This window comes from Streptomyces sp. NPDC046349 (assembly GCF_055587885.1).
Genome location: NZ_JBVJFK010000011.1, coordinates 286487 through 308109 on the forward strand (window position 1 = coordinate 286487; position 21623 = coordinate 308109).

The window sequence follows — 21623 nt, forward strand, 5'->3', positions numbered from 1 at the left end:
GCCCGGCATCGCCGGGCAGGCCCTTCCGCGCGTGCGGCGGCCGCAGTTATCCGGCCAGGCAGGACGGTCCGAGCAGCACCTTGAGGTCGCCGAAGAGGGCCGGGTCAGGCTGGACGCGGTGCCGGTCGAGGCGGAGCACCGTGGTGGTCCGCGGCCCCTGGAGCTTGATCCGGACCTCGGTGTTGCCCTTGTGGTGGCGCAGGATCTCCCCCAGACGGGTCACCATCGGAGGCGTGACCTTGACCGTGGGGATGGTGAGGACCACGGGGGCGTTGGTGCCGGCCGAGGAGAGGTCGGGGACCATCATCTCCATGGCGACCAGGCGGGGGACGTCCTCGCGCTTGTCGAGGCGGCCCTTGACGAAGACGACGGTGTCCTCGACCAGCTGGGTGGAGACGAGCTGGTAGGTGGCGGGGAAGAACATGCACTCGATGGAGCCGGCCAGATCCTCCACGGTGGCGATGGCCCAGGCGTTGCCCTGCTTGGTCATCTTGCGCTGGAGGCCCGAGATGATGCCGCCGATGGTGACGACGGCGCCGTCGGAGTGCTCGCCGCCGGTCAGCTGGGAGATGCCGGCGTCCGTCTTGTCGGACAGCACGTGCTCCAGACCGAAGAGCGGGTGGTCGGAGACGTAGAGGCCGAGCATCTCGCGCTCCTGGGCGAGCAGGTAGGACTTCTCCCACTCGACGTCGGAGAACTCCACGTCGAGGCCGAAACCGGGCTCGTCGCCGCCGTCGTCGTCACCCATCCCGCCGAAGAGGTCGAACTGTCCCTCGGCCTCCTTGCGCTTGACGGCGACCACGTTGTCGATCATGGACTCGTGGTGGGCGACCAGGCCCTTGCGGGTGTGGCCCATCTCGTCGTAGGCGCCGGCCTTGATCAGCGACTCGATGGTGCGCTTGTTGCACACGACGGCCTCGACCTTGTCCAGGAAGTCGGGGAAGGAGGAGTACTTCCCCTTGGCCTTCCTGGTCTTGATGATCGAGTCGACGACGTTCTGGCCGACGTTGCGGACGGCGGTGAGGCCGAAGAGGATCACGTCGTCGCCCTGGGCCGCGAAGTTCGACTCGGACTCGTTGACGTTCGGCGGGAGCACCTTGATGCCCATCCGGCGGCACTCGTTCAGGTAGATCGCGGACTTGTCCTTGTCGTCCTTGACCGAGGTGAGCAGGCCGGCCATGTACTCGGCCGGGTAGTTCGCCTTGAGGTAGGCGGTCCAGTAGGAGACCAGGCCGTAGGCGGCCGAGTGGGCCTTGTTGAAGGCGTATCCGGCGAAGGGGACCAGGACGTCCCAGAGCTTCTGGATGGCCTCGTCGGAGTAGCCGTTCCTGCGGGCGCCGGCCTGGAAGATCGTGAAGTTCTTCGCCAGTTCCTCGGGCTTCTTCTTGCCCATGACGCGGCGCAGGATGTCGGCCTCGCCGAGCGAGTAGCCGGCGATGATCTGGGCGGCCTTCTGGACCTGCTCCTGGTAGACGATGAGGCCGTAGGTGACCGCGAGCACCTCTTCGAGCGGCTTCTCCAGCTCGGGGTGGATCGGGGTGATCTCCTGCTGCTTGTTCTTGCGCAGGGCGTAGTTCGTGTGCGAGTTCATGCCCATCGGGCCCGGGCGGTACAGGGCCGACACGGCGGAGATGTCTTCGAAGTTGTCGGGCTTCATCAGGCGCAGCAGGGAGCGCATGGGCCCGCCGTCGAACTGGAAGACGCCGAGGGTGTCACCACGGCCGAGCAGCTCGAAGGTCTTGGGGTCGTCGAGCGGGAGGGCCAGGAGGTCGATGTCGATCCCCTTGTTGGCCTTCACCATCTTGACGGCGTCGTCCATGATCGTGAGGTTGCGCAGGCCGAGGAAGTCCATCTTCAGCAGGCCGAGCGACTCGCAGCTCGGGTAGTCCCACTGGGTGATCGTGACGCCGTCGGTGTGCCGCACCCAGACGGGTACGTGGTCGGTGATCGTCTCGCTGGACATGATCACGCCGGCGGCGTGCACGCCCATCTGGCGGACCAGGCCCTCCACACCGCGGGCGGTGTCGATGACCTTCTTCACGTCGGGCTCGTTCTCGTACATGCTGCGGATCTCGCCGGCCTCGCTGTAGCGGGGGTGCGAGGGGTCGAGGATGCCGGAGAGCGGGATGCCCTTGCCGAGGACGTCGGCGGGCATGGCCTTGGTGAGGCGGTCGCCCATGGCGTACGGGTAGCCCAGGACGCGCGCCGAGTCCTTGATCGCGTTCTTGGCCTTGATCGTGCCGTAGGTGCCGATCATGGCGACCTTGTCCTGGCCGTACTTCTCCGTGACGTACCTGATCACCTCGACGCGCCGACGCTCGTCGAAGTCGATGTCGACATCGGGCATGGAGACGCGCTCGGGGTTGAGGAAGCGCTCGAAGATCAGGCCGTGCGGGATCGGGTCGAGGTCGGTGATGCCCATGGCGTAGGCGACGATCGAGCCGGCCGCGGAGCCTCGGCCGGGGCCGACCGCGATGCCCTGATTCTTGGCCCACATGATGAAGTCGGCGACCACGAGGAAGTAGCCGGGGAAGCCCATCGAGATGATCGTGTCCATCTCGTACTCGACCTGCTTCATGCGGTCCTCGGGGATGCCCCCGGGGAAGCGGCGGTGCATGCCGCGCATGGTCTCCTCGCGGAACCAGGTGACCTCGGTGTAGCCCTCCGGGATGTCGAACTTCGGCATCAGGTTCCGGAACTTGAACATGCCCTCGGTGTCGATCTGGTCCGCGACCAGCTTGGTGTTGGCGCAGCCCTCCTGCCAGGCGTCCGAGGAGTCGATGGCGTACATCTCGTCGGTCGACTTCAGGTAGTAGCCGGAGCCGTCGAAGCGGAAGCGGTCGGGGTCCGAGAGGTTCTTGCCGGTCTGGATGCACAGCAGGGCGTCGTGGGCGGCGGCCTCGCTGGCGTAGGTGTAGTGCGAGTCGTTCGTCACCAGCGGCGGGATGCCGAGCTTCTTGCCGATCTCCAGCAGTCCGTCGCGGACGCGGCGCTCGATCTCGATGCCGTGGTCCATCAGCTCGAGGAAGTAGCGGTCCTTGCCGAAGATGTCCTGGTATTCGGAGGCCGATTTCAGGGCCTCGTCGAACTGGCCGAGGCGCAGGCGGGTCTGCAGTTCGCCGGAGGGGCAGCCGGTGGAGGCGATCAGCCCCTCGGACCACTTGCTGATGGTCTCCTTGTCCATGCGCGGCCACTTCGTGAGCCAGCCCTCGGCGTACGCGTCGGAGGACAGCCGGAAGAGGTTGTGCAGGCCGGTGGCGTTCGCCGCCCAGATCGTCTTGTGGGTGTAGCCGCCGGAGCCGGAGACGTCGTCGCGCTTCTGGTGGGGCTGGCCCCACTGGATGCGGCGCTTGTTGCGCCGGGACTCGGGTGCGACGTACGCCTCGATGCCGATGATCGGTGTGATCCCGGCCTTCTGCGCGGAGTGGAAGAAGTCGTAGGCCCCGTGCAGGTTGCCGTGGTCGGACATGGCGATGTGCGTCATGCCCATCTCGTTGCACGCGTTGAACATGTCCTTCAGCCGTGCGGCACCGTCCAGCAGCGAGTACTGGGTGTGGACGTGCAGGTGCGTGAACGGCGTCTTGGTCACGGCGCTGGTCTCCTGGCGGCGGGGGGAGGGGGGCAGCTTTGAATCCTACGTCCCACGGGTGACAGATCACGGGCACGCAGCGGTACGGTCGGGCGTTGCAGAACCAGGGGCACCGGTCCGGCGTCCAGTCCGGCAGAGCCCGTACCACCCCGTGCACCAGGAGGAACCCGCCATGGCGGTCCCCGAGACGACCGACGAGCAGCGCGCCGAGGAGATCCTCGACGTGTTCGACACCGCGTTCGGTGAGCTGCTCGCCGCCGACCCCGCTGCCTTCCAGGTCAAGTTCCGCAAGATGGCGGCCTCGGCCTTCGCCTTCTACCGCGGCACTGCCTGCCTCTTCTACTCCGACCTGGAGCGGGACCGGCACGGCGGCCCGTACCTGGACGAGCGGACGGGCCGGGTGTGGATCCACGGCGATCTCCACGCCGAGAACTTCGGCACGTACATGGACTCCAACGGCCGGTTGATCTTCAACGTCAACGACTTCGACGAGGCCTACGTCGGCCCCTTCACCTGGGACCTCAAGCGCTTCGCCGCCTCCGTCGCGCTGATCGGCTACACCAAGGCCCTCAGCGACGGCCAGATAAGCGAGCTGGTGCGGATCTACGCCGGCGCCTACCGGGAGCGGATCCACCGGCTGGCGACGGGCGCCAAGAACGAGGAGGTCCCCTCCTTCACCCTGGACACCGCCGAGGGCCCACTGCTGGACGCGCTGCGCTCGGCCCGCTCCCGCACGCGTTTCTCCCTGCTGGATTCGATGACGCAGATACGGGACTACGAGCGCCGCTTCACCTCCGGCGGCGGCTCGATCGAGCTGGACGCCGCGACCCGCTACAAGGTGCTGGCCGCCTTCGACGGGTACCTGGAGACGCTCCCCGACGAGTCCCTCGTGCGCCCGGACTCCTACCGGGTCAAGGACGTGGTCGGCCGCCGGGGCGTCGGCATCGGCTCGGCGGGCCTGCCCTCCTACAACATCCTGCTGGAGGGGCACAGCGACGCCCTGGAGAACGACGTCGTGATCTACCTCAAGCAGGCGCAGACCCCGGCGGTCTCCCGGCACATCACGGACCGGGCGGTGCGGGAGTACTTCCTGCACGAGGGGCATCGCACGGTGATCTCGCAGCGGGCCCTGCAGGCGCATGCCGATCCGTGGCTGGGCTGGACCGAGCTGGACGGCGCCGGCCAGCTGGTGGCGGAGGTCTCCCCGTACGCGGTCGACCTGGACTGGTCGGACCTGGACGACCCGGAGGAGATCGCGGCCGTGGTCGCCGACCTCGGGCGGGCCACCGCGACCATGCACGCGTCGGCCGACGAGGCGGAGAGCGGGCAGTCCCTGGTGCCGTTCTCCACCGAGCGGGCCATCGACGCGGCGATCGCGGCGGACGAGGACGGCTTCGCGGGGCTGCTGGTGGACTTCGCGCACGCGTACGGCGCCCGGGCCCGCGCCGACCACCAGATCTTCGTGGACCTGTTCCGCAACGGGCGCCTCACCCCCTGAAAACGGCTCCACAGGAACACGTGGCACACTCGCCGGGATGGACTTTTCCGGGACGGGACTCAGAGGGCTTCGGGCCGCGCTGTTCAGCGCTGTCGTCGTGCTGCTCTCGTCCGGTTCGCACGTCCTGATGTCCCGGGTCCCGCTGCCGCCCGCACTGGTGGGCGGGGCCTTCGCCGGCGTGTTCGCCATCGCCTGGGCACTCGCGGGCCGCGAGCGCGGCTTCGGCCCCATCGCCGGGCTGCTCGTACCGCTGGAGCTGGCCGCCGACACCGTCTTCACCGCCGGCCAGCACCTCTGCTACGGCCCGGCCGGCGGCCCCGTCTCGGGGCCGCTGCGCGCCATGGGCCTCGAGGAGCTGTGCGGGGGCACGCCGGTGGGCGGGCCGCTGACCGAGGTGAGCGGGCCGGCCGCCGACGCGGCCGCACTGCTGGCCTCGCCCGGCCCGTACACACCGTGGCTGCTGCTCGGCGCGCATGTCGCGGTGGGGCTGCTCGCCGCCGCTTGGCTGCGCCACGGCGAGCGGGCGCTGGGCCGGCTGCTGCGGGCGGTGGCCGCCTTCGCGTTCCGGCCGCTGCGGCTGGCGGCGGCCGCGGTGGCGGGGGCTCGCGGGCCGGCGCGGCGGGCGCTGCGCCCGGTCGCGGCGGGGGCCGGGGCCCGTACGCGCTTCCCCGCACACTCCGTGGGACGGCGGGGACCCCCCGTGCTCGGTGCGCTCGCGCGCGCCTGACGCACGTACGGCAGTTCCTTCCACGTCACACCACGGAGACCATGATGAGTTCACGCAACAGCCAGGCGAACAAGGCGGCGGCCCGCGAGCGGCTGCGGGCCGAGCGCGAGGCGCAGGCCAAGAGGGACCGGATCCGCCGGCAGGTCATAGTCGGCGTCGGCGTCGTCGCCGCGCTGGGGCTGGCCGGCGGCATCGCCTACGGCGTCATGAAGGCCAACGAGCCCGACCACTGGGAGAAGGCCGCCAAGGCCGAGCTGGTCAAGCCGAAGAACACCACGGGCGAGGACGGCACCACGGTCGTCGTCGGCAAGGCCGACGCGAAGAAGACCCTGGAGCTGTACGAGGACTCGCGCTGCCCGGCGTGCGCCTCCTTCGAGCAGGCGGCGGGCGAGCAGATCAAGAAGGACGTCGAGGCGGGCAAGTACAAGCTCCAGTACTTCGGCGCCACCTTCATCGACAACGCCGTCAAGGGCGAGGGCTCGAAGAACGCGCTGAGCGCCCTGGGTGCGGCGCTGAACGTCAGCCCGGAGGCCTTCCTGGAGTACAAGGGGGCGCTGTACTCCAAGGAGCAGCACCCCGAGGAGACCGTCGACAGCTTCGCCAAGGACGACTACCTGCTGAAGGTCGCGGACACCGTTCCGGCGCTCAAGGGCAACGCCGAGTTCAAGAAGGCCGTCGAGGACGGCACGTACGACCGGTGGGCGCTGGAGATGTCGAAGGTCTTCGACAAGTCCGGGGTGAAGGGCACGCCGACCCTGAAGATGGACGGCAAGAAGATCGACACTCCGCAGACGGCGGAGGCGTTCACGGCGGCGATCGACAAGGCCCTGCAGGGCTGATCCCCGGGCATTCCGGGACACAGCCTTCCGGACCGGCCGCACCGACGAGCGGGCGAACTCCCAGAGTTCGCCCGCTCGTTGCATTCCGACATCTGGTCCCAGGGGTGTACCCGTCGGTAATATGATCATCCGTGACCAGTCATCTCACCCCTCACCCGGCCGCGGCAAATCCCCGCCGCCGTACGGTCGTTCTCGCCGCGGCGGCCACGGCCACGCTGGCCCCCCTCGCCACGCTGGGCGCAGGGACCGCCCATGCCGCGGGCACCGCGCCCGCCTTCCTGCACGGCGTCGCCTCCGGCGATCCGCTGCCCGACGGCGTCCTGTTGTGGACGCGCGTCACCCCGGCCCCCGGGGCCGCCCCCGGCTCCGGGCTCGGCCCCGCCGTCCAGGTGGACTGGGAGGTGGCCTCCGACCAGGCCTTCTCCCGCATCGTCGCCGGGGGAACCGTCACGGCGAGCGCCGCCACCGATCACACGGTCAAGGTGGACGTGCGGGGGCTGCGGCCGCAGACGCCGTACTGGTACCGGTTCACCGCGGGCCCGGCCGTGTCCCCCGTGGGGCGCACGCTGACCACCCCCGGCCACGACGTGACGACCCCGGGAGTCCGCTTCGGCGTGGTCTCCTGCGCCAACTGGGAGTCCGGCTACTTCTCGGCCTACCGCCACCTCGCCGCCCGCACGGACCTGCACGCGGTCCTGCACCTGGGCGACTACGTCTACGAGTACGCCACCGGGCAGTACCCGGAGGCCAAGTACACCGTGCGCCAGCACGAGCCGAAGCACGAGATCGTCTCGCTGGCCGATTACCGCGCGCGGCACGGCAAGTACAAGACGGACGCGGACCTCCAGGCCCTGCACCACGCGCACCCGGTCATCGCCATCTGGGACGACCACGAGTTCGCGAACGACATGTGGGCCGGCGGCGCCGAGAACCACACCCCGGGCGCCGAGGGCGACTGGACCGCCCGCGCAGAGGCCGCCAAGCAGGCGTACTTCGAGTGGATGCCGGTACGGACCTCCACCGCGGGCACCGTCTACCGCAGGCTGCGCTTCGGCACCCTCGCCGACCTCCACCTGCTGGACCTGCGCTCCTTCCGCTCGCAGCAGACCAAGGTGGGCAGCGGTTCGGTGGACGACCCGGAGCGCACCCTCACCGGGCGGGCGCAGTTGGACTGGCTCAAGGCGGGCCTGGCGGGCTCGAACGCGACCTGGAAGCTGGTCGGCACCTCGGTGATGATCTCGCCGGTGGCCTTCGGCTCGCTGCCCGCGCACCTGCTGGGGCCGCTCGCCAAGCTGCTCGGGCTGCCCGAGGGCGGCATCGCGATCAACGTGGACCAGTGGGACGGGTACACGGACGACCGCAAGGAGCTGCTGGGCCACCTGAAGGAACGGAACGTCAAGAACACGGTGTTCCTGACCGGTGACATCCACATGGCCTGGGCGAACGAGGTCCCGGTGAACATGGCCACCTACCCGGGATCGGGCACGGCGGCGACCGAGTTCGTCGTCACGTCGGTGACCTCCGACAACCTCGACGACATCCTGCACGTGCTGCCGGACACGGTCTCGCTGGTCGCCGAATCCGCCATCAAGGCCGCCAACTGGCACGTGAAGTGGCTCGACATGGACGCGCACGGATACGGCGTGCTGGATGTGACGCCGGAGCGCTCGCAGATGGACTACTACGTCATATCCGACAAGCGCCGCCCGGGTGCCACGTCCGAATGGTCCCGCTCCTACCGGACTGCGAACGGGACCCAGAAGGTGGAGCGGTCCTACCAGCCCGTCCACTGAACGCCTGATTGACCGTCAATTCTTCTGCCCCGGGGGGCGTCTGGTCCATACCAGGCGCCCCTTGTGCGTTCTCGGCAACAAATCTTTTACGTAAGACACTTGACCTGAATATGTCATGCACACATAAGCTTCGCGCCAGCTGAAGAAGATCCTTCAGGCCACCACCCCCCACCACCCCCCACCCGCGAGGAGCACACGTGCGCGCGCCTGCCCGCATATCCCCCCTTCTCCGCCGCCGCCTGATGGGCACGGCGGTCCTGGCCGGAACCCTGGCCTTCACCCCGCTCGCCGCCCCCACCACGCTCGCGGCCGCCAAGACCCCCGCCGAGGTGTGCGCCGACGAGGCCGCCGCCCCCGCCAACGCCCGCGTGAGCCGCGCCCACGACGAGCACGCGGACGAGCCGAACGAGGTCACCGACGCGCAGGCGAAGGCCATGGACGCCGACCTCAAGTCGAAGCTGGACAAGGCCCTCAAGAACCAGCCGCAGCGCAGCCTCGCCGCGGCCGAGGCCGTCGTGAACATCCCGGTGTACTTCCACGTCGTCCACTCCGGCACCACCGGCAAGCTCACGTCGACGGACGTCGACAAGCAGCTCGCGGTCCTCAACGCGGCCTACGGCGGCCAGGGCACCGGCAACGTCAACACGAACTTCCAGTTCACCCTGGCGTCGACCGACTACACGGACAACGCCTCCTGGTACAACCTGGCCTCCGGTTCCCAGGCCGAGAAGGACATGAAGAACACCCTGCGCAAGGGAGGCCCGGGCGCGCTCAACTTCTACACCGCCAAGCTCTCCGGCGGCCTGCTGGGCTGGGCGACCTTCCCGACCTCCTACGCCTCCAACCCCAAGATGGACGGCGTGGTCGTGCTCGACAGCTCGCTGCCGGGCGGCTCCTCCGCCAACTACAACGAGGGTGACACCGCCACCCACGAGGTCGGCCACTGGCTGGGGCTCTACCACACCTTCCAGGGCGGCTGCAACGGCAACGGCGACTACGTCTCCGACACCCCGGCCGAGAAGAGCGCCGCGTACGAGTGCCCGACCGGTCGCGACAGCTGCGCCAGCAAGCCCGGCGCGGACCCGATCCGCAACTTCATGGACTACACGTACGACTCCTGCATGTACCAGTTCACCGCCGGCCAGGTGGCCCGCATGAGCAGCAGCTGGACCGCCTACCGGGCGGGCTGACCCCAGCGACGAGGAGGGCCCGGCCCGGCATCCGCCGGGCCGGGCCCTTCCGCCGTGCTCATGTCCCGCGCGGCTACAGGCTGTCGAGGAAGCCGAGCGCGGCCTTCCAGGCCTGCCCAGCGGCCTCCGCGTCGTAGTCGTCGAGGTCCGGGTCGGTGAACAGGTGCCCGGCGCCCGGGTAGCTGTGCACCTCGACGTCCGCGCCGGCCCGCTGCATCCGCAGGTACCAGGCCGTCAGCCAGTCGTGCGGCTCGAAGGGGTCGGGGTCCGCGATGTGCAGCTGCACCGGGAGCCCGTCCACCGAGGCGCTGTCCTCCAGGTCCGCCGTCCCGTGCAGGAGGAGCAGCCCGCGCGCCTTCTCGTCGGCCAGAGCCAGGTGCTGGGCGAGGGAACCGCCGAAGGAGAAGCCCGCATAGACCAGGCCCTGGTCGGAGTGGGGGGCGGAGGCCAGCACCGCCCGCTTCAGCAGCTCGTCACGGCCGATCTCGTCCTGGTGGGCCATGCCCTCCTCGACGGTCTCGAAGGTGCGCCCCTCGAAGAGGTCCGGCACCTGGACCTGGTGACCGGCCGTGCGCAGCCGGTCGGCCGCCGCGTGCACCGCGGGCCGCAGCCCGTACGTCGAGTGGAAAAGCATGATGTTCATGCCTCCATCGTGCCAGCCGCCGCCGGCGCCGGTGCGCCGCGGCTTCCCGCTACGTTCATCCCCATGGAGACGGAGAACTTCCTGCGCCCCGTGACGGTCATCGGCGGCGTGCTCGTCGCCACCCTGGTCGCGGGCTGGCTGCTCGACCTGCTGCTGCGCCGGGCCGACGCCCGGCATCCCGAGACCCCGCTGTGGGAGCTGCTGCGCCGCTGCCGGCTCCCCTTCCAGGTGGTGCTGTGCACCTCCCTGCTCAGAGGCTCCTACCTCCGGGCGGGAATCCTGCCCGAGCATCCCGTGGGCGTCGGCCGCTTCCTGTCCCTGGTGCTCATCGCCTCGGCCGCCTGGCTGGCGGTGCGCATCGCGACGGCCGCCGTCGACTCCACGTACGCGCGCTACGCCGCGGCGACCGCGGACGAGGCCCGGGTCCGCCGGGTGCGCACCCAGGTCACGCTGATCCAGCGGGTGGTCACGGCGGTGGTGGTCGTGGTGGCCGTGGCGGCGATGCTGCTGACCTTCCCCCCGATGCGGGCGGTCGGCGCCTCGGTGCTGGCCTCCGCGGGCGTCCTCGGCATCGTGGCGGGCATCGCCGCCCAGTCCTCGCTGAGCAACCTCTTCGCCGGGCTCCAGATCGCCTTCGGCGACACCGTCCGCATCGGCGACACGGTGGTCGTCGACAAGGAGTGGGGCAGGGTCGAGGAGATCACCCTGACCTTCCTGACCGTCCGCACCTGGGACGAGCGCCGCATCACGATGCCTGTGTCGTATTTCACGAGCAAGCCGTACGAGAACTGGTCGCGCGGCGGGGCGCAGATGACCGGCACGGTCTTCTGGCACCTGGACCACAGCGCGCCCATGGAGCTGATGCGGGAGCGGTTCGGGGAGATCCTCGCGGAGCTGCCCGAGTGGGACGGTCGCGGCAGCGGGCTGGCCGTGACGGACACCACACCGCACACCATCCAGGTCCGCGGCGTGGTCACGGCCAAGGACGCCGACGACCTCTGGACGCTGCGCTGCGCGGTCCGTGAACGGCTGATCACCTGGCTCGCCGCCCACCACCCCTACGCCCTCCCCCGCATCGCGACCTCCCCGGCGCCCCCGCCCCCCGGCGCTCCGGAGGGCTAGGAGGCGGCGAGCAGCGCGGCGGCGCACTCCTCGGCGAGGTCCTCGGCGTGCGGCGGCAGCGGCCCGCCGGCGCGCAGGTGCCGTCGGACGACCGAGAGCGGCAGGTCGATCAGGGCCAGGGTGATCCGGTCCTGGCCCCGGGCGTCCGCGAACCCCAGGGCAGCGGCGAGGCCGCCGATGGCGGCGTACACGCGTTCGTTGCCCGAGTCGGCGCGCCGGATGTGCTCCTCGGACCAGTCGGCACGGCCGAACTCCGCCGCGCCGTAGAGGAGGAGGGCGGCCTCCTCGGGATGCGCCCGGCTCCACGCGATGACGTGGCGGGCGGCCGTACGGGCGGCCGCGTGCGGGTCGGCCTCGCCGTGGAGGCCGGCGAGGTAGCCCTCCTGGAACCGCTCCACGGTCCGCAGCCACACCTCGGCGAGCAGGGCGGTGCGTCCGGCGAAGCGGTGGTACATGGAACCGCTCGGGGCGCCGATCGCCTGGGCGACGGCGGACATGGTCACGCCGCCCGGTCCGGACGATGCGGCCAGCCGTACGGCGGCGTCGAGGATCTGGTCGGTGTCGAAGCGGGGTGGTCTCGCCATGAATCAGAGAGTACCCTCCAGATTATTAGAGACCTATCTCCAATAATGCGAAGGGGAGGACGATGGGCGTCTTCAACGTGCACGAACGACTGCTGACGGCCGGGCCGCAGCAGGTCGGGGCACTCATCGACACGCTGTCCGGCGGGGAGGACGACCGGCTGTGGCCGGGCCGGCTGTGGGACGAGATGGAGTTCGACCGCCCGCTGGCCGTCGGGGCGGCGGGCGGCCACGGCCCCGTGCGCTACACGGTGGCCGCGTACGTGCCGGGGACCTGGGTACGCTTCGCCTTCACCGGCCCCCGCGGGTTCCACGGCTTCCACGAGTACACGGTCCTGCCGGTGGACGCGGAGCGGACCGTGCTGCGGCACACCCTCGCGATGAACCTCAGCGGCATCAGCCGCGTCACCTGGCCCCTGGCCTACCGCCAGGCGCACGACGCCGTGCTGGAGGACAGCCTGGACCGCGCCGAACTGGCCTGCACGGGCACGATCGCCCACCCGGCCCGCTGGTCCCCGTACATCCGCTTCCTCCGCGGCCTGGAGCGCCTGGCGACCGGGAGCCGCCGGACGGGCCATCCCTAAGATCAGCGCCGTGACCGGACAGCCTCACCGGGTCACAGCACCAGGACCTCCTCTCGCCGCGCGCCGGTCCGCCGCGGATCACCCGACAGCCCTCAGGGCGCGCGCAGGCTGCGTACGTCGAGGTGGCGCAGCACCCGGTCGACGACCTCCGGGTCGGAGCCGGGTTCGCTGCGGGCGGCCAGCACCTCGTGGCGGGCGGCCGACATCATCTCCCGCTGGATCCGCTGGATGTCGTGGAGCCGCTGCGCCCTTCGGGCGTACGCCTCACGCCGTTCCTCGTCCACCATGTCCGGGCTGATCCTGGCTCCGACGTCGTACGCGCGCCGGGTCAGCTGCTCGATCAGGTCCTCCGGCAGCTCCTCGACCTCCTCGATCTCCTTGAGCCGGCGCTTCGCGGCCTTGGCTGCGCGGATCGCCAGCTGCCGCTCGGCGTCCCGCCGCGCGTCGGTGTCCTCCTCCACGCCGAGGCGCCGTACCAGCCACGGCAGGGTCAGCCCCTGGCACACCAGGGTCACCATGATCACCGCGAAGGCGATGAAGACGATCTCGTCGCGCGCCGGGAAGGGCTCGCCGGAGTCCGTCTCCAGGGGAATGGCCAGCGCCAGGGCGACCGATGCCACCCCGCGCATCCCCGCCCACCACATCACCACGCTCTCCCGCCAGCTCAGCGGGATCTCCTCGTCGTAGTCGCGCCGCTGGTGCAGCTTCTTCGCGAGCCAGCCGGCGGGCAGCAGCCAGACCAGCCGTACGCCGACGACCACCGCGACGACGACCGCCGCCCATCCGGCCATCTCCCACGCCCGGTCCTCGGCCGTCCCGAAGACGTTGTGCAGCTCCAGCCCGATCAGCCCGAAGGCCACCCCGGTGACCAGCGTGTCCACCACCTCCCAGAAGGTGTGCCCGGCCAGCCGCCCCAGTACGTCGTCGGCGTCGGAGGCGTACTCGGCGAGGAACAGGGCCGTCGTCAGCACGGCCAGCACCCCGGACCCGTGGAGCTCCTCGGCGACCACGTAGGAGACGAAGGGCACGAGCAGCGTCAGCCCGATCTGGAGGGTGGCGTCGCCGAGCCGGCCCATCAGCCGGTGGGTGGCCCAGCCGAGGGCCAGGCCGACGACCACGGCGACGACCGCGGACAGCACGAACTCCCCGAGCGCGTCGGGCCAGGAGAAGCTGCCGCTCACGGCCGCGGCGATCGCCACGTGGTAGAGGACGATCGCGGTCACGTCGTTGAAGAGGCCCTCGCCCTCCAGGATCGAGACCATGCGCCGGGGCAGCCCGAGCGATCCGGCGACCGCCGTGGCGGCGACCGGGTCGGGCGGCGCCACGAGCGCGCCGAGCGCGACGGCGGCGGCGATCGGCAGCGCGGGCACCACCGAGTAAGCGACGGCGGCCACGGCGGCGGTCGTGACGAAGACCAGGGCCACGGCCAGCAGCAGGATGGGCCGCACGTTGGCGGCGAACTGCCGCCACGAGGTGCGCTGCACGGAGGCGTACAGCAGCGGGGGCAGCACCAGCGGCAGGATGAACTCGGGCGGCACCTCGACCTCCGGCACGGCCGGCACCAGCGCGAGGACCACCCCGCCGAGGGTCATCAGGACGGGCGCGGGCAGTCCCAGCCGGTCCCCGAGCGGCACCATGACCACGGCCCCGAGCAGCAGCACGAACAGCAGAGCAAGCTGATCCACTCCCCCACCCTGCCAGGCCGCCGCCCCCGGCGGCGCGGTGACGGGTCTGCGGTTCCGTGTCGGGCTGCGCCCGCACCCCCTACGGCGCTACGCGCGCCTCCCGGCTACGGCAGGGGTCGGCGCATCGCGCGGTGGGGGATGCCCGCGTCCTGGAACTCCGGGCCGTGGGCCACATACCCGAGCCGCTCGTAGAAGCCCAGCGCGTGCGTCTGCGCGCCGAGGTCGACCGCGGTCAGCCCCAGCCGGGCGGCCTCCGCCTCGATCGCGCGGACCAGCAGCCTGCCCACGCCCCGTCCGCGCGCGGACCGGGTGACGGCCAGCCGGCCCAGCGATCCGACCTCCGGGGCGCCCGTCTTGCCGAGCGCCGACGGCCCGTGCAGCAGGCGGCCCGTGCCCAGCGGCGTCCCGTCGGCGTCCACGGCCAGGACGTGCACCGCGTCCGCGTCGTAGGTGTCGTACTCGATGGACTCCGGCACCGACTGCTCGACCACGAAGACCTCGCACCGCACCGCGAAGCAGGCCCTCAGGTCCTCCTCCGAGGCGGCGACCCGGACCTCGATCGGCGAGGTCACTCGCTCTCGGCGCGAATCACGTCCAGCGCGTGCTGGAGGTCCGCCGGGTAGTTGCTCTCGAACTCCACCCACTGCCCGTCCGCCGGGTGCTCGAAGCCCAGCCGGACCGCGTGCAGCCACTGGCGGGTGAGCCCGAGCCGCTTCGCGACGGTCGGGTCGGCGCCGTAGGTCAGGTCGCCGACGCAGGGGTGGCGGTGCGCGGACATGTGCACGCGGATCTGGTGCGTACGCCCCGTCTCCAGCTTGATGTCCAGCAGCGAGGCGGCGCGGAAGGCCTCGATCAGGTCGTAGTGCGTGACGGAGGCCTTGCCGTCCTGGGTCACCGCCCACTTGTAGTCCGCGCTCGGGTGGCGGCCGATCGGCGCGTCGATCGTGCCGCTCATCGGGTCCGGGTGGCCCTGCACCAGCGCGTGGTAGCGCTTGTCCACGACCCGCTCGCGGAACTGGTTCTTCAGCGAGGTGTACGCGCGCTCCGACTTGGCGACGGCCATCAGGCCGGACGTGCCGACGTCGAGCCGGTGCACGACGCCCTGGCGCTCGGACGCGCCGGATGTGGAGATGCGGTAGCCGGCGGCGGCGAGGCCGCCGATGACGGTGGTGCCGGTCCAGCCGGGGCTCGGGTGGGCGGCGACGCCCACCGGCTTCATGATGACGACGATGTCGTCGTCGTCATGGACGATCTCCATGCCCGGGACCGGCTCGGCCACGACCTCGACCGGCCGCGGAGGCGCGGGCATCTCGACCTCGAGCCAGGCGCCACCGTGCACGCGCTCGGACTTCCCGACGACGCTGCCGTCGACCGACACCTTCCCTTCGGCCGCGAGCTCGGCCGCCTTGGTCCGGGAGAAACCGAACATACGGGCGATGGCGGCGTCGACGCGCTCGCCTTCGAGGCCATCGGGAACGGGCAGGGTGCGGATCTCGGGAATCGTACTCACCCGTCGAGTATGCAGGACCCGACGGACGGGCCGTCCCGCGATCAGCGCTTCGATCAGTCCTTGTGGACGGTGCCGTCCGGGTCCAGGCCCTTGAACGACAGCAGCACGATGAGGATGCCGCCGCACACGATCGCCGAGTCGGCGATGTTGAAGACGGCGAAGTGGGCCGGCGCGATGAAGTCGACGACCGCGCCGCGGAACACGCCCGGCGAACGGAAGATGCGGTCGGTCAGGTTGCCCAGGGCACCCCCCAGCAGCAGACCCAGGGCGATCGCCCACGGCAGGCTGTAGAGCTTGCGGGCCAGCCGCACGATCACCACGATCACGGCTGCGGCGATGCCGGTGAAGATGATGGTGAAGGCCTCGCCGAACCCGAAGGCGGCGCCCGGGTTGCGGACCGCCTCGAACTTCAGCAGGTCGCCGATGATCTCGATCGGCCGCTGGTGCTCCAGCTTCGCCACGACCAGCATCTTGGTGCCGAGGTCCAGCAGGTAGGCGAGCACCGCCACGACGAGCAAGGCCGCGATCCGGCGACGCCCCTTGGGGGCGGCCGACTCCGGCTGGGCGTCGTCCCCGACCTCCGGCGTACCGATGATGCGCTCCGCCTCTGCCACGTGAGTCCCTCGAACTAGCCGACCCAGGCTTCTCCTGGACCCTGACCAGACGAGGGTACGTCAGGGCCCCCGCACACCGCCCGCCCCGCTCCCGTCTTCCGGCGCCACCCGCCGGCGCACCGCCCGCCGCGGCGCACCGGCGGGCGCCTCGAGGGCCGTCCCGTAATCCCCGGTGGATCGGCGCGCGGCGGCGGATGCGGTGCACCGCAGGGCGGAGGAGCGTCCTCGTACCGGGCGCATCCGGGCGTATCCGCCGACGCAGCGAGGCGCCGTTGCTGCCGTCGCGCGCCTGCCGGTGACGGCCGGACAGCCCTTCAGTGCCGCCGCTCCTGCTTCTGCTTGCAGTCCACGCACAGCGTGGCCCGGGGGAAGGCCTGCATCCTGGCCTTCCCGATGGGCTGCCCGCAGTTCTCGCAGAGCCCGTACGTGCCCGCCTCCAGCCGTTCCAGGGCCCGCTCGGTCTGCTCCAGCATCGAGCTGGCGTTGGCCGCGAGCGCGAGCTCCGACTCCCGCGTGATGTTCTTGGTGCCCGTGTCGGCCTGGTCGTCGCCGGCGCCGTCCCCCGAGTCCCGCATGAGGCCGGAGATGGCCACCTCGGAGGCGTCGAGCTCGGCGCGCAGCCGCAGCACCTCCGACGCCAGCTCCGCGCGAGCCTCCTCGACCTCCTCGGGTGTCCAGGGGTCCTCCCCGGGCCGTACCGCGAGCTCACCGGGGGCGGCGGCCGCTGCCGTGACCCGTGTCTTGGGGAGCCCGCTCGTGGCGGCCGCAGCCGTCTTCCGCGCCGCGCCGGTGCTCTTCTTGGCAACCACGTTCCGGACTCCAGTCTTCTTCGCGGCGTGCGCCGCCCCCTCGGCCGCGGCCTTCTTGGCCGTGGCCGTCCGCTTCTCGACGGCGGTCGTCCTCTTGACCGCGGCCGTCTTCTTCCCGGCCGCGGCCGTCTTCTCGGCCGGGGCCTTCCCGGTCGCGGCCGCCCTGCTCACCGACGTCTTCTTCGCCGATGTCTTCTTGGCCGATGCCCTCTTCGCCGGAGCCTTCGCGGCGGCCGTCTTACGGGCCGCCGTCGCCTTGTCGGCGGGAGCCGGGTCCCCGGAGACCGCTGTCTTCTTCGCCACCATGGCCGCGGCCCCTTCACATACTGTGATATTGCTCGCGAATCGTGCCGGAACGATAAATCGGCTCCGCCCCCGCGGCAACGGGGCACGCATCCGTCGAGGTCAACCTGCATCCGTTGTGCCCATCCGGAGGCCCGGTAATCCGCCACTCCCGCCCCACCCGATGCCGTGGCGGCCCCGATGGCCCGTTCGAGGCACTCCCGTCCCCGCCCCGGTCCCCCCGGCAGGGGCCCCGCCGCGCCCTCTCCGCGCGCCCCGCTGGCGCCCCGGCCAACCGGTCTGCCGAGCATCCCCCGCACCCGTACACTGGGCCCAGCGAAAGGCATGGACGGGGACGAGTAGCGTCGGACGCAGCCAGGAGCGACCCGGGGACGGTGAGAGCCCGGGGGCGAGCGCGACGTGAAGGATCACCCCTGAGCCGCCGGAAGAAAGCCGCGGGTCCCCCGCAGGGCGAGTAGAACCGGCTTCGCACCCCAATGAGGGGGCCACCGGATCCGTCCGGCGGCCAAGGAGGGTGGTACCGCGGGAGCAGCAGTCGGCTCTCGTCCCTCCGGACGGAAGTGACACCCCGCCGGAGGAAGAGTTCAGCCTCATGACCACACCGCCGCAGTACCGCCCGGTACCCGCCCAGGTCGACCTGCCTGCCCTCGAGCACGCGGTCCTCGACTTCTGGCGCGAGAGCAAGACCTTCGCCAAGACCCTGGAACAGTCCGAGGGCCGCCCCGAGTGGGTCTTCTACGAGGGCCCGCCCACCGCGAACGGCATGCCCGGCGCGCACCACATCGAGGCCCGCGTCTTCAAGGACGTCTTCCCCCGCTTCCGCACGATGCGCGGCTACCACGTGGCCCGCAAGGCCGGCTGGGACTGCCACGGCCTGCCCGTCGAGCTCGCCGTCGAGAAGGAGCTCGGCTTCAACGGCAAGCAGGACATCGAGGCCTACGGCATCGCCGAGTTCAACGCCAAGTGCCGCGAGTCCGTGACCCGTCACACCGACGCGTTCACCGAGCTCACGACCCGCATGGGCTACTGGGTCGACCTGGACGACGCCTACCGGACCATGGACCCCGAGTACGTCGAGTCCGTGTGGTGGTCGCTGAAGGAGATCTTCAACAAGGGCCTGCTGACCCAGGACCACCGCGTCGCCCCCTGGTGCCCCCGCTGCGGCACCGGCCTGTCCGACCACGAGCTGGCCCAGGGCTACGAGACCGTCGTCGACCCCTCCGTCTACGTCCGCTTCCCGCTGACCTCCGGCCCGCTCGCGGGCGAGGCGGCGCTGCTGGTCTGGACGACCACTCCGTGGACGCTGGTGTCGAACACCGCGGTGGCCGCGCACCCCGAGGTCACCTACGTCGTCGCCACCGATGGCGAGGAGAAGCTGGTCGTCGCCCAGCCGCTGCTGGAGAAGGCCCTCGGCGAGGGCTGGGAGGCCACCGGCGAGTCCTTCACCGGCAAGGAGATGGAGCGCTGGAGCTATGAGCGTCCCTTCGAGCTGATCGAGTTCCCGGCTCCGGCCCACTACGTCGTGAACGCCGAGTACGTCACGACCGAGGACGGCACCGGTCTGGTCCACCAGTCCCCCGCCTTCGGCGCCGACGACCTCGCGGTCTGCCGCTCGTACGGCCTGCCGGTCGTGAACCCGGTCCGCCCCGACGGCACCTTCGAGGAGGAGGTCCCCCTGGTGGGCGGCGTCTTCTTCAAGAAGGCCGACGAGAAGCTGACCGCCGACCTCGACGCGCGCGGCCGGCTCTTCAAGCACATCGCCTACGAGCACAGCTACCCGCACTGCTGGCGCTGCCACACGGCCCTGCTCTACTACGCGCAGCCGTCGTGGTACATCCGCACCACCGCGGTCAAGGACGCGATGCTGCGGGAGAACGAGAAGACCAACTGGTTCCCGGACTCCGTCAAGCAGGGCCGCTTCGGCGACTGGCTGAACAACAACATCGACTGGGCGCTCTCCCGCAACCGCTACTGGGGCACCCCGCTGCCGATCTGGCGCTGTGAGGAGAACCACCTCACCTGCGTCGGCTCGCGTGCCGAGCTCTCCGAGCTGTCCGGCCAGGACCACTCGAACCTGGACCCGCACCGCCCGTACATCGACGACGTCACCTTCACCTGCACGCACGAGGGCTGCTCCCTCGAAGCGGTCCGCGTGCCGGAGGTCATCGACGCCTGGTACGACTCCGGCTCGATGCCGTTCGCGCAGTGGGGCTACCCGTACAAGAACAAGGAGATCTTCGAGAAGCGCTATCCTGCGCAGTTCATCTCGGAGGCCATCGACCAGACGCGCGGCTGGTTCTACACGCTGATGGCGGTCGGCACCCTCGTCTTCGACAAGTCGTCCTACGAGAACGTGGTCTGCCTCGGCCACATCCTCGCCGAGGACGGCCGCAAGATGTCCAAGCACCTGGGCAACATCCTCCAGCCGATCCCGCTCATGGACCAGCACGGCGCGGACGCGGTCCGCTGGTTCATGGCGGCCGGCGGCTCGCCGTGGGCTGCCCGCCGCGTGGGCCACGGAACGATCCAGGAGGTCGTCCGCAAGACGCTCCTCACGTACTGGAACACGGTCGCCTTCCAGGCCCTGTACGCCCGTACGTCGAACTGGGCGCCCTCGGCGGCCGACCCGGCCCCGGCGGACCGCACGGTCCTCGACCGCTGGCTGCTCTCGGAGCTCCACGCCCTCGTCCGCGAGGTCACGGAGGCGATGGAGTCCTACGACACCCAGCGGGCGGGCAAGCTCCTCTCCGCCTTCGTGGACGACCTGTCGAACTGGTACGTGCGGCGCTCGCGCCGCCGCTTCTGGCAGGGCGACGCGGCCGCGCTGCGCACCCTGCACGACGTGGTCGAGACGGTCACCCGGCTGATGGCCCCGCTGACCCCGTTCATCACGGAGCGGGTCTGGCAGGACATGGTGGTCCCGGTCACGCCCGAGGCCCCCGAGTCGGTCCACCTCTCGACGTGGCCGGTCGCGGACACCGCGGCGATCGACCCCGTCCTGTCGCAGCAGATGCAGCTCGTACGCCGCCTCGTGGAGCTCGGGCGCGCCACCCGCGCGGAGTCGGGCGTGAAGACCCGCCAGCCGCTCTCCCGGGCGCTGGTCGGTGCGGCGGGCTTCGACGCCCTGTCGGCGGAGCTGCAGGCCCAGATCACGGAGGAGCTGAACGTCTCCTCCCTGGCCTCCCTCTCGGAGGTCGGCGGGTCCCTGGTGGACACCACGGCGAAGGCGAACTTCCGCGCGCTGGGCAAGCGCTTCGGCAAGGGCGTCCAGGACGTGGCGAAGGCGGTGGCCGCGGCCGACGCCGCGGCGCTGTCGCTGGCGCTGCGGTCCGGCTCCGCGGCCGTGACGGTGAACGGCGAGGAGGTCTCCCTGACCCCGGAGGAGGTCATCATCACGGAGACTCCGCGCGAGGGCTGGTCGGTGGCGTCAGACTCGGGCGCGACGGTCGCCCTCGACCTGGAGATCACCCCCGAGCTGAAGCTGGCGGGCCTGGCCCGTGACGCGATCCGGCTGATCCAGGAGGCCCGGAAGAACTCCGGCCTCGACGTGGCGGACCGGATCGCACTGCGGTGGTCCTCCTCGGACCCGGAGGTCGCAACGGCCCTGACGGACCACGCCGGCCTCATCGCGGACGAGGTGCTCGCCACGGACTTCGCGTCCGGCGACGCCGACGCCGGCTACGGCGACCCGTTCACGGACGAGCCGCTGTCCCTGACGTTCCGCCTCCGCAAGGCGTAGCCCGTTCCGCAGCGGCCCGCCCCCTCCCGTCCCGGGGGGCGGGCCGCTGTCGTTCCCGGGTGCGGCCCGTTGGCCGCGCCCAAGCCCCGGCGGGGCCGGGCTCGCCCTCGGCGCGGCGTCGGAGGTCCCGGCCGCACCCGGCCGTGCACGCCCGTCTCGTGCCCGGCAGCCCTGGGGTGGGGACACTCCGGGGGCTCCCCGCAGGACGAGCGCGCGACCACCGCGTACGGCCGCGACACGCCCGCACGCGCCGAGCCGAGGAGAGCCCCCCGGAGGGGCACCGCCCCACCCGAAGCCACCCCCCCCTTTGCGACCCGAAACCCACACCCCCGCCCCGAGCGGACAAACCCGGCCCCGCCGGCGCTTGAGGCGCGGCTACCGGCCCGCACCCGGAAAA

General features: G+C 71.0%; 16 protein-coding genes. 8 read left to right on the forward strand and 8 right to left on the reverse strand.

Annotated elements, in window-relative coordinates; genetic code table 11:
• Positions 1 to 46 precede the first annotated feature (46 nt).
• Positions 47 to 3589, reverse strand: coding sequence for a DNA polymerase III subunit alpha (gene dnaE / locus ACZ6JS_RS26300; protein ID WP_469301462.1), 3543 nt, complete (start codon positions 3587 to 3589; stop codon positions 47 to 49).
• Positions 3590 to 3761: 172 nt separating this feature from the next.
• Here dnaE and ACZ6JS_RS26305 point away from each other — a divergent pair, with 172 nt between their 5' ends.
• From ACZ6JS_RS26305 to ACZ6JS_RS26325, 5 genes are all read left to right on the forward strand, one after another.
• Positions 3762 to 5087: a DUF2252 domain-containing protein gene (locus ACZ6JS_RS26305; protein WP_469301464.1), complete on the forward strand. Its 1326-nt coding sequence runs from the start codon at positions 3762 to 3764 to the stop codon at positions 5085 to 5087.
• 37 nt (positions 5088 to 5124) lie between these two features.
• Positions 5125 to 5814: a hypothetical protein gene (locus tag ACZ6JS_RS26310; protein ID WP_469301466.1), complete on the forward strand. Its 690-nt coding sequence runs from the start codon at positions 5125 to 5127 to the stop codon at positions 5812 to 5814.
• Between the two features lie 44 nt (positions 5815 to 5858).
• Positions 5859 to 6653, forward strand: coding sequence for a DsbA family protein (locus ACZ6JS_RS26315; protein WP_469301468.1), 795 nt, complete (start codon positions 5859 to 5861; stop codon positions 6651 to 6653).
• A 131-nt stretch (positions 6654 to 6784) separates the two neighbouring features.
• Entirely contained in the window at positions 6785 to 8446 is a 1662-nt protein-coding gene (locus ACZ6JS_RS26320; protein ID WP_469301469.1) for an alkaline phosphatase D family protein, read from the forward strand.
• 242 nt (positions 8447 to 8688) lie between these two features.
• Positions 8689 to 9636: a zinc metalloprotease gene (locus ACZ6JS_RS26325; protein WP_469301605.1), complete on the forward strand. Its 948-nt coding sequence runs from the start codon at positions 8689 to 8691 to the stop codon at positions 9634 to 9636.
• 73 nt (positions 9637 to 9709) lie between these two features.
• On the opposite strand, the gene ACZ6JS_RS26330 is transcribed toward ACZ6JS_RS26325, so the two are convergent.
• Complete coding sequence (locus tag ACZ6JS_RS26330) at positions 9710 to 10279, reverse strand: dienelactone hydrolase family protein (RefSeq protein ID WP_469301471.1); 570 nt, start codon at positions 10277 to 10279, stop codon at positions 9710 to 9712.
• Positions 10280 to 10342: 63 nt separating this feature from the next.
• Here ACZ6JS_RS26330 and ACZ6JS_RS26335 point away from each other — a divergent pair, with 63 nt between their 5' ends.
• Positions 10343 to 11401, forward strand: a complete 1059-nt coding sequence (locus tag ACZ6JS_RS26335) for a mechanosensitive ion channel family protein (protein WP_469301472.1) — start codon at positions 10343 to 10345, stop codon at positions 11399 to 11401.
• Here ACZ6JS_RS26335 and ACZ6JS_RS26340 read toward each other — a convergent pair.
• The gene (locus ACZ6JS_RS26340; RefSeq protein ID WP_469301474.1) at positions 11398 to 11985 is read right to left on the reverse strand and encodes a TetR/AcrR family transcriptional regulator; all 588 of its coding nucleotides are present in this window, start codon (positions 11983 to 11985) and stop codon (positions 11398 to 11400) included. The two genes, ACZ6JS_RS26335 and ACZ6JS_RS26340, sit on opposite strands and share 4 nt — an antisense overlap.
• Before the next feature lie 62 nt (positions 11986 to 12047).
• Between ACZ6JS_RS26340 and ACZ6JS_RS26345 the strand changes: the two genes are divergently transcribed.
• Complete coding sequence (locus ACZ6JS_RS26345; RefSeq protein WP_469301475.1) at positions 12048 to 12566, forward strand: SRPBCC family protein; 519 nt, start codon at positions 12048 to 12050, stop codon at positions 12564 to 12566.
• Positions 12567 to 12658: 92 nt separating this feature from the next.
• Here ACZ6JS_RS26345 and ACZ6JS_RS26350 read toward each other — a convergent pair whose 3' ends face one another.
• The 5 genes from ACZ6JS_RS26350 to ACZ6JS_RS26370 form a co-directional block, all read right to left on the reverse strand.
• Positions 12659 to 14251 carry a Na+/H+ antiporter gene (locus ACZ6JS_RS26350; RefSeq protein WP_469301477.1) on the reverse strand — a complete coding sequence of 531 codons (1593 nt, stop codon included), beginning with the start codon at positions 14249 to 14251 and terminating at the stop codon, positions 12659 to 12661.
• 104 nt (positions 14252 to 14355) lie between these two features.
• The gene (locus ACZ6JS_RS26355) at positions 14356 to 14823 is read right to left on the reverse strand and encodes a GNAT family N-acetyltransferase (protein ID WP_469301479.1); all 468 of its coding nucleotides are present in this window, start codon (positions 14821 to 14823) and stop codon (positions 14356 to 14358) included.
• Complete coding sequence (locus tag ACZ6JS_RS26360) at positions 14820 to 15761, reverse strand: RluA family pseudouridine synthase (protein ID WP_469301481.1); 942 nt, start codon at positions 15759 to 15761, stop codon at positions 14820 to 14822. The genes ACZ6JS_RS26355 and ACZ6JS_RS26360 overlap by 4 nt, the downstream gene beginning before the upstream one ends.
• 53 nt (positions 15762 to 15814) lie before the next feature.
• Positions 15815 to 16375: a signal peptidase II gene (lspA, locus tag ACZ6JS_RS26365; protein WP_469301483.1), complete on the reverse strand. Its 561-nt coding sequence runs from the start codon at positions 16373 to 16375 to the stop codon at positions 15815 to 15817.
• A 314-nt stretch (positions 16376 to 16689) separates the two neighbouring features.
• Positions 16690 to 17490 (reverse strand): TraR/DksA family transcriptional regulator, encoded by an 801-nt coding sequence (locus ACZ6JS_RS26370; protein WP_469301485.1) that lies wholly within the window; start codon positions 17488 to 17490, stop codon positions 16690 to 16692.
• 589 nt (positions 17491 to 18079) lie between these two features.
• Between ACZ6JS_RS26370 and ileS the strand changes: the two genes are divergently transcribed.
• Positions 18080 to 21226, forward strand: a complete 3147-nt coding sequence (gene ileS / locus ACZ6JS_RS26375; RefSeq protein ID WP_469301487.1) for an isoleucine--tRNA ligase — start codon at positions 18080 to 18082, stop codon at positions 21224 to 21226.
• Positions 21227 to 21623: the final 397 nt, after the last annotated feature.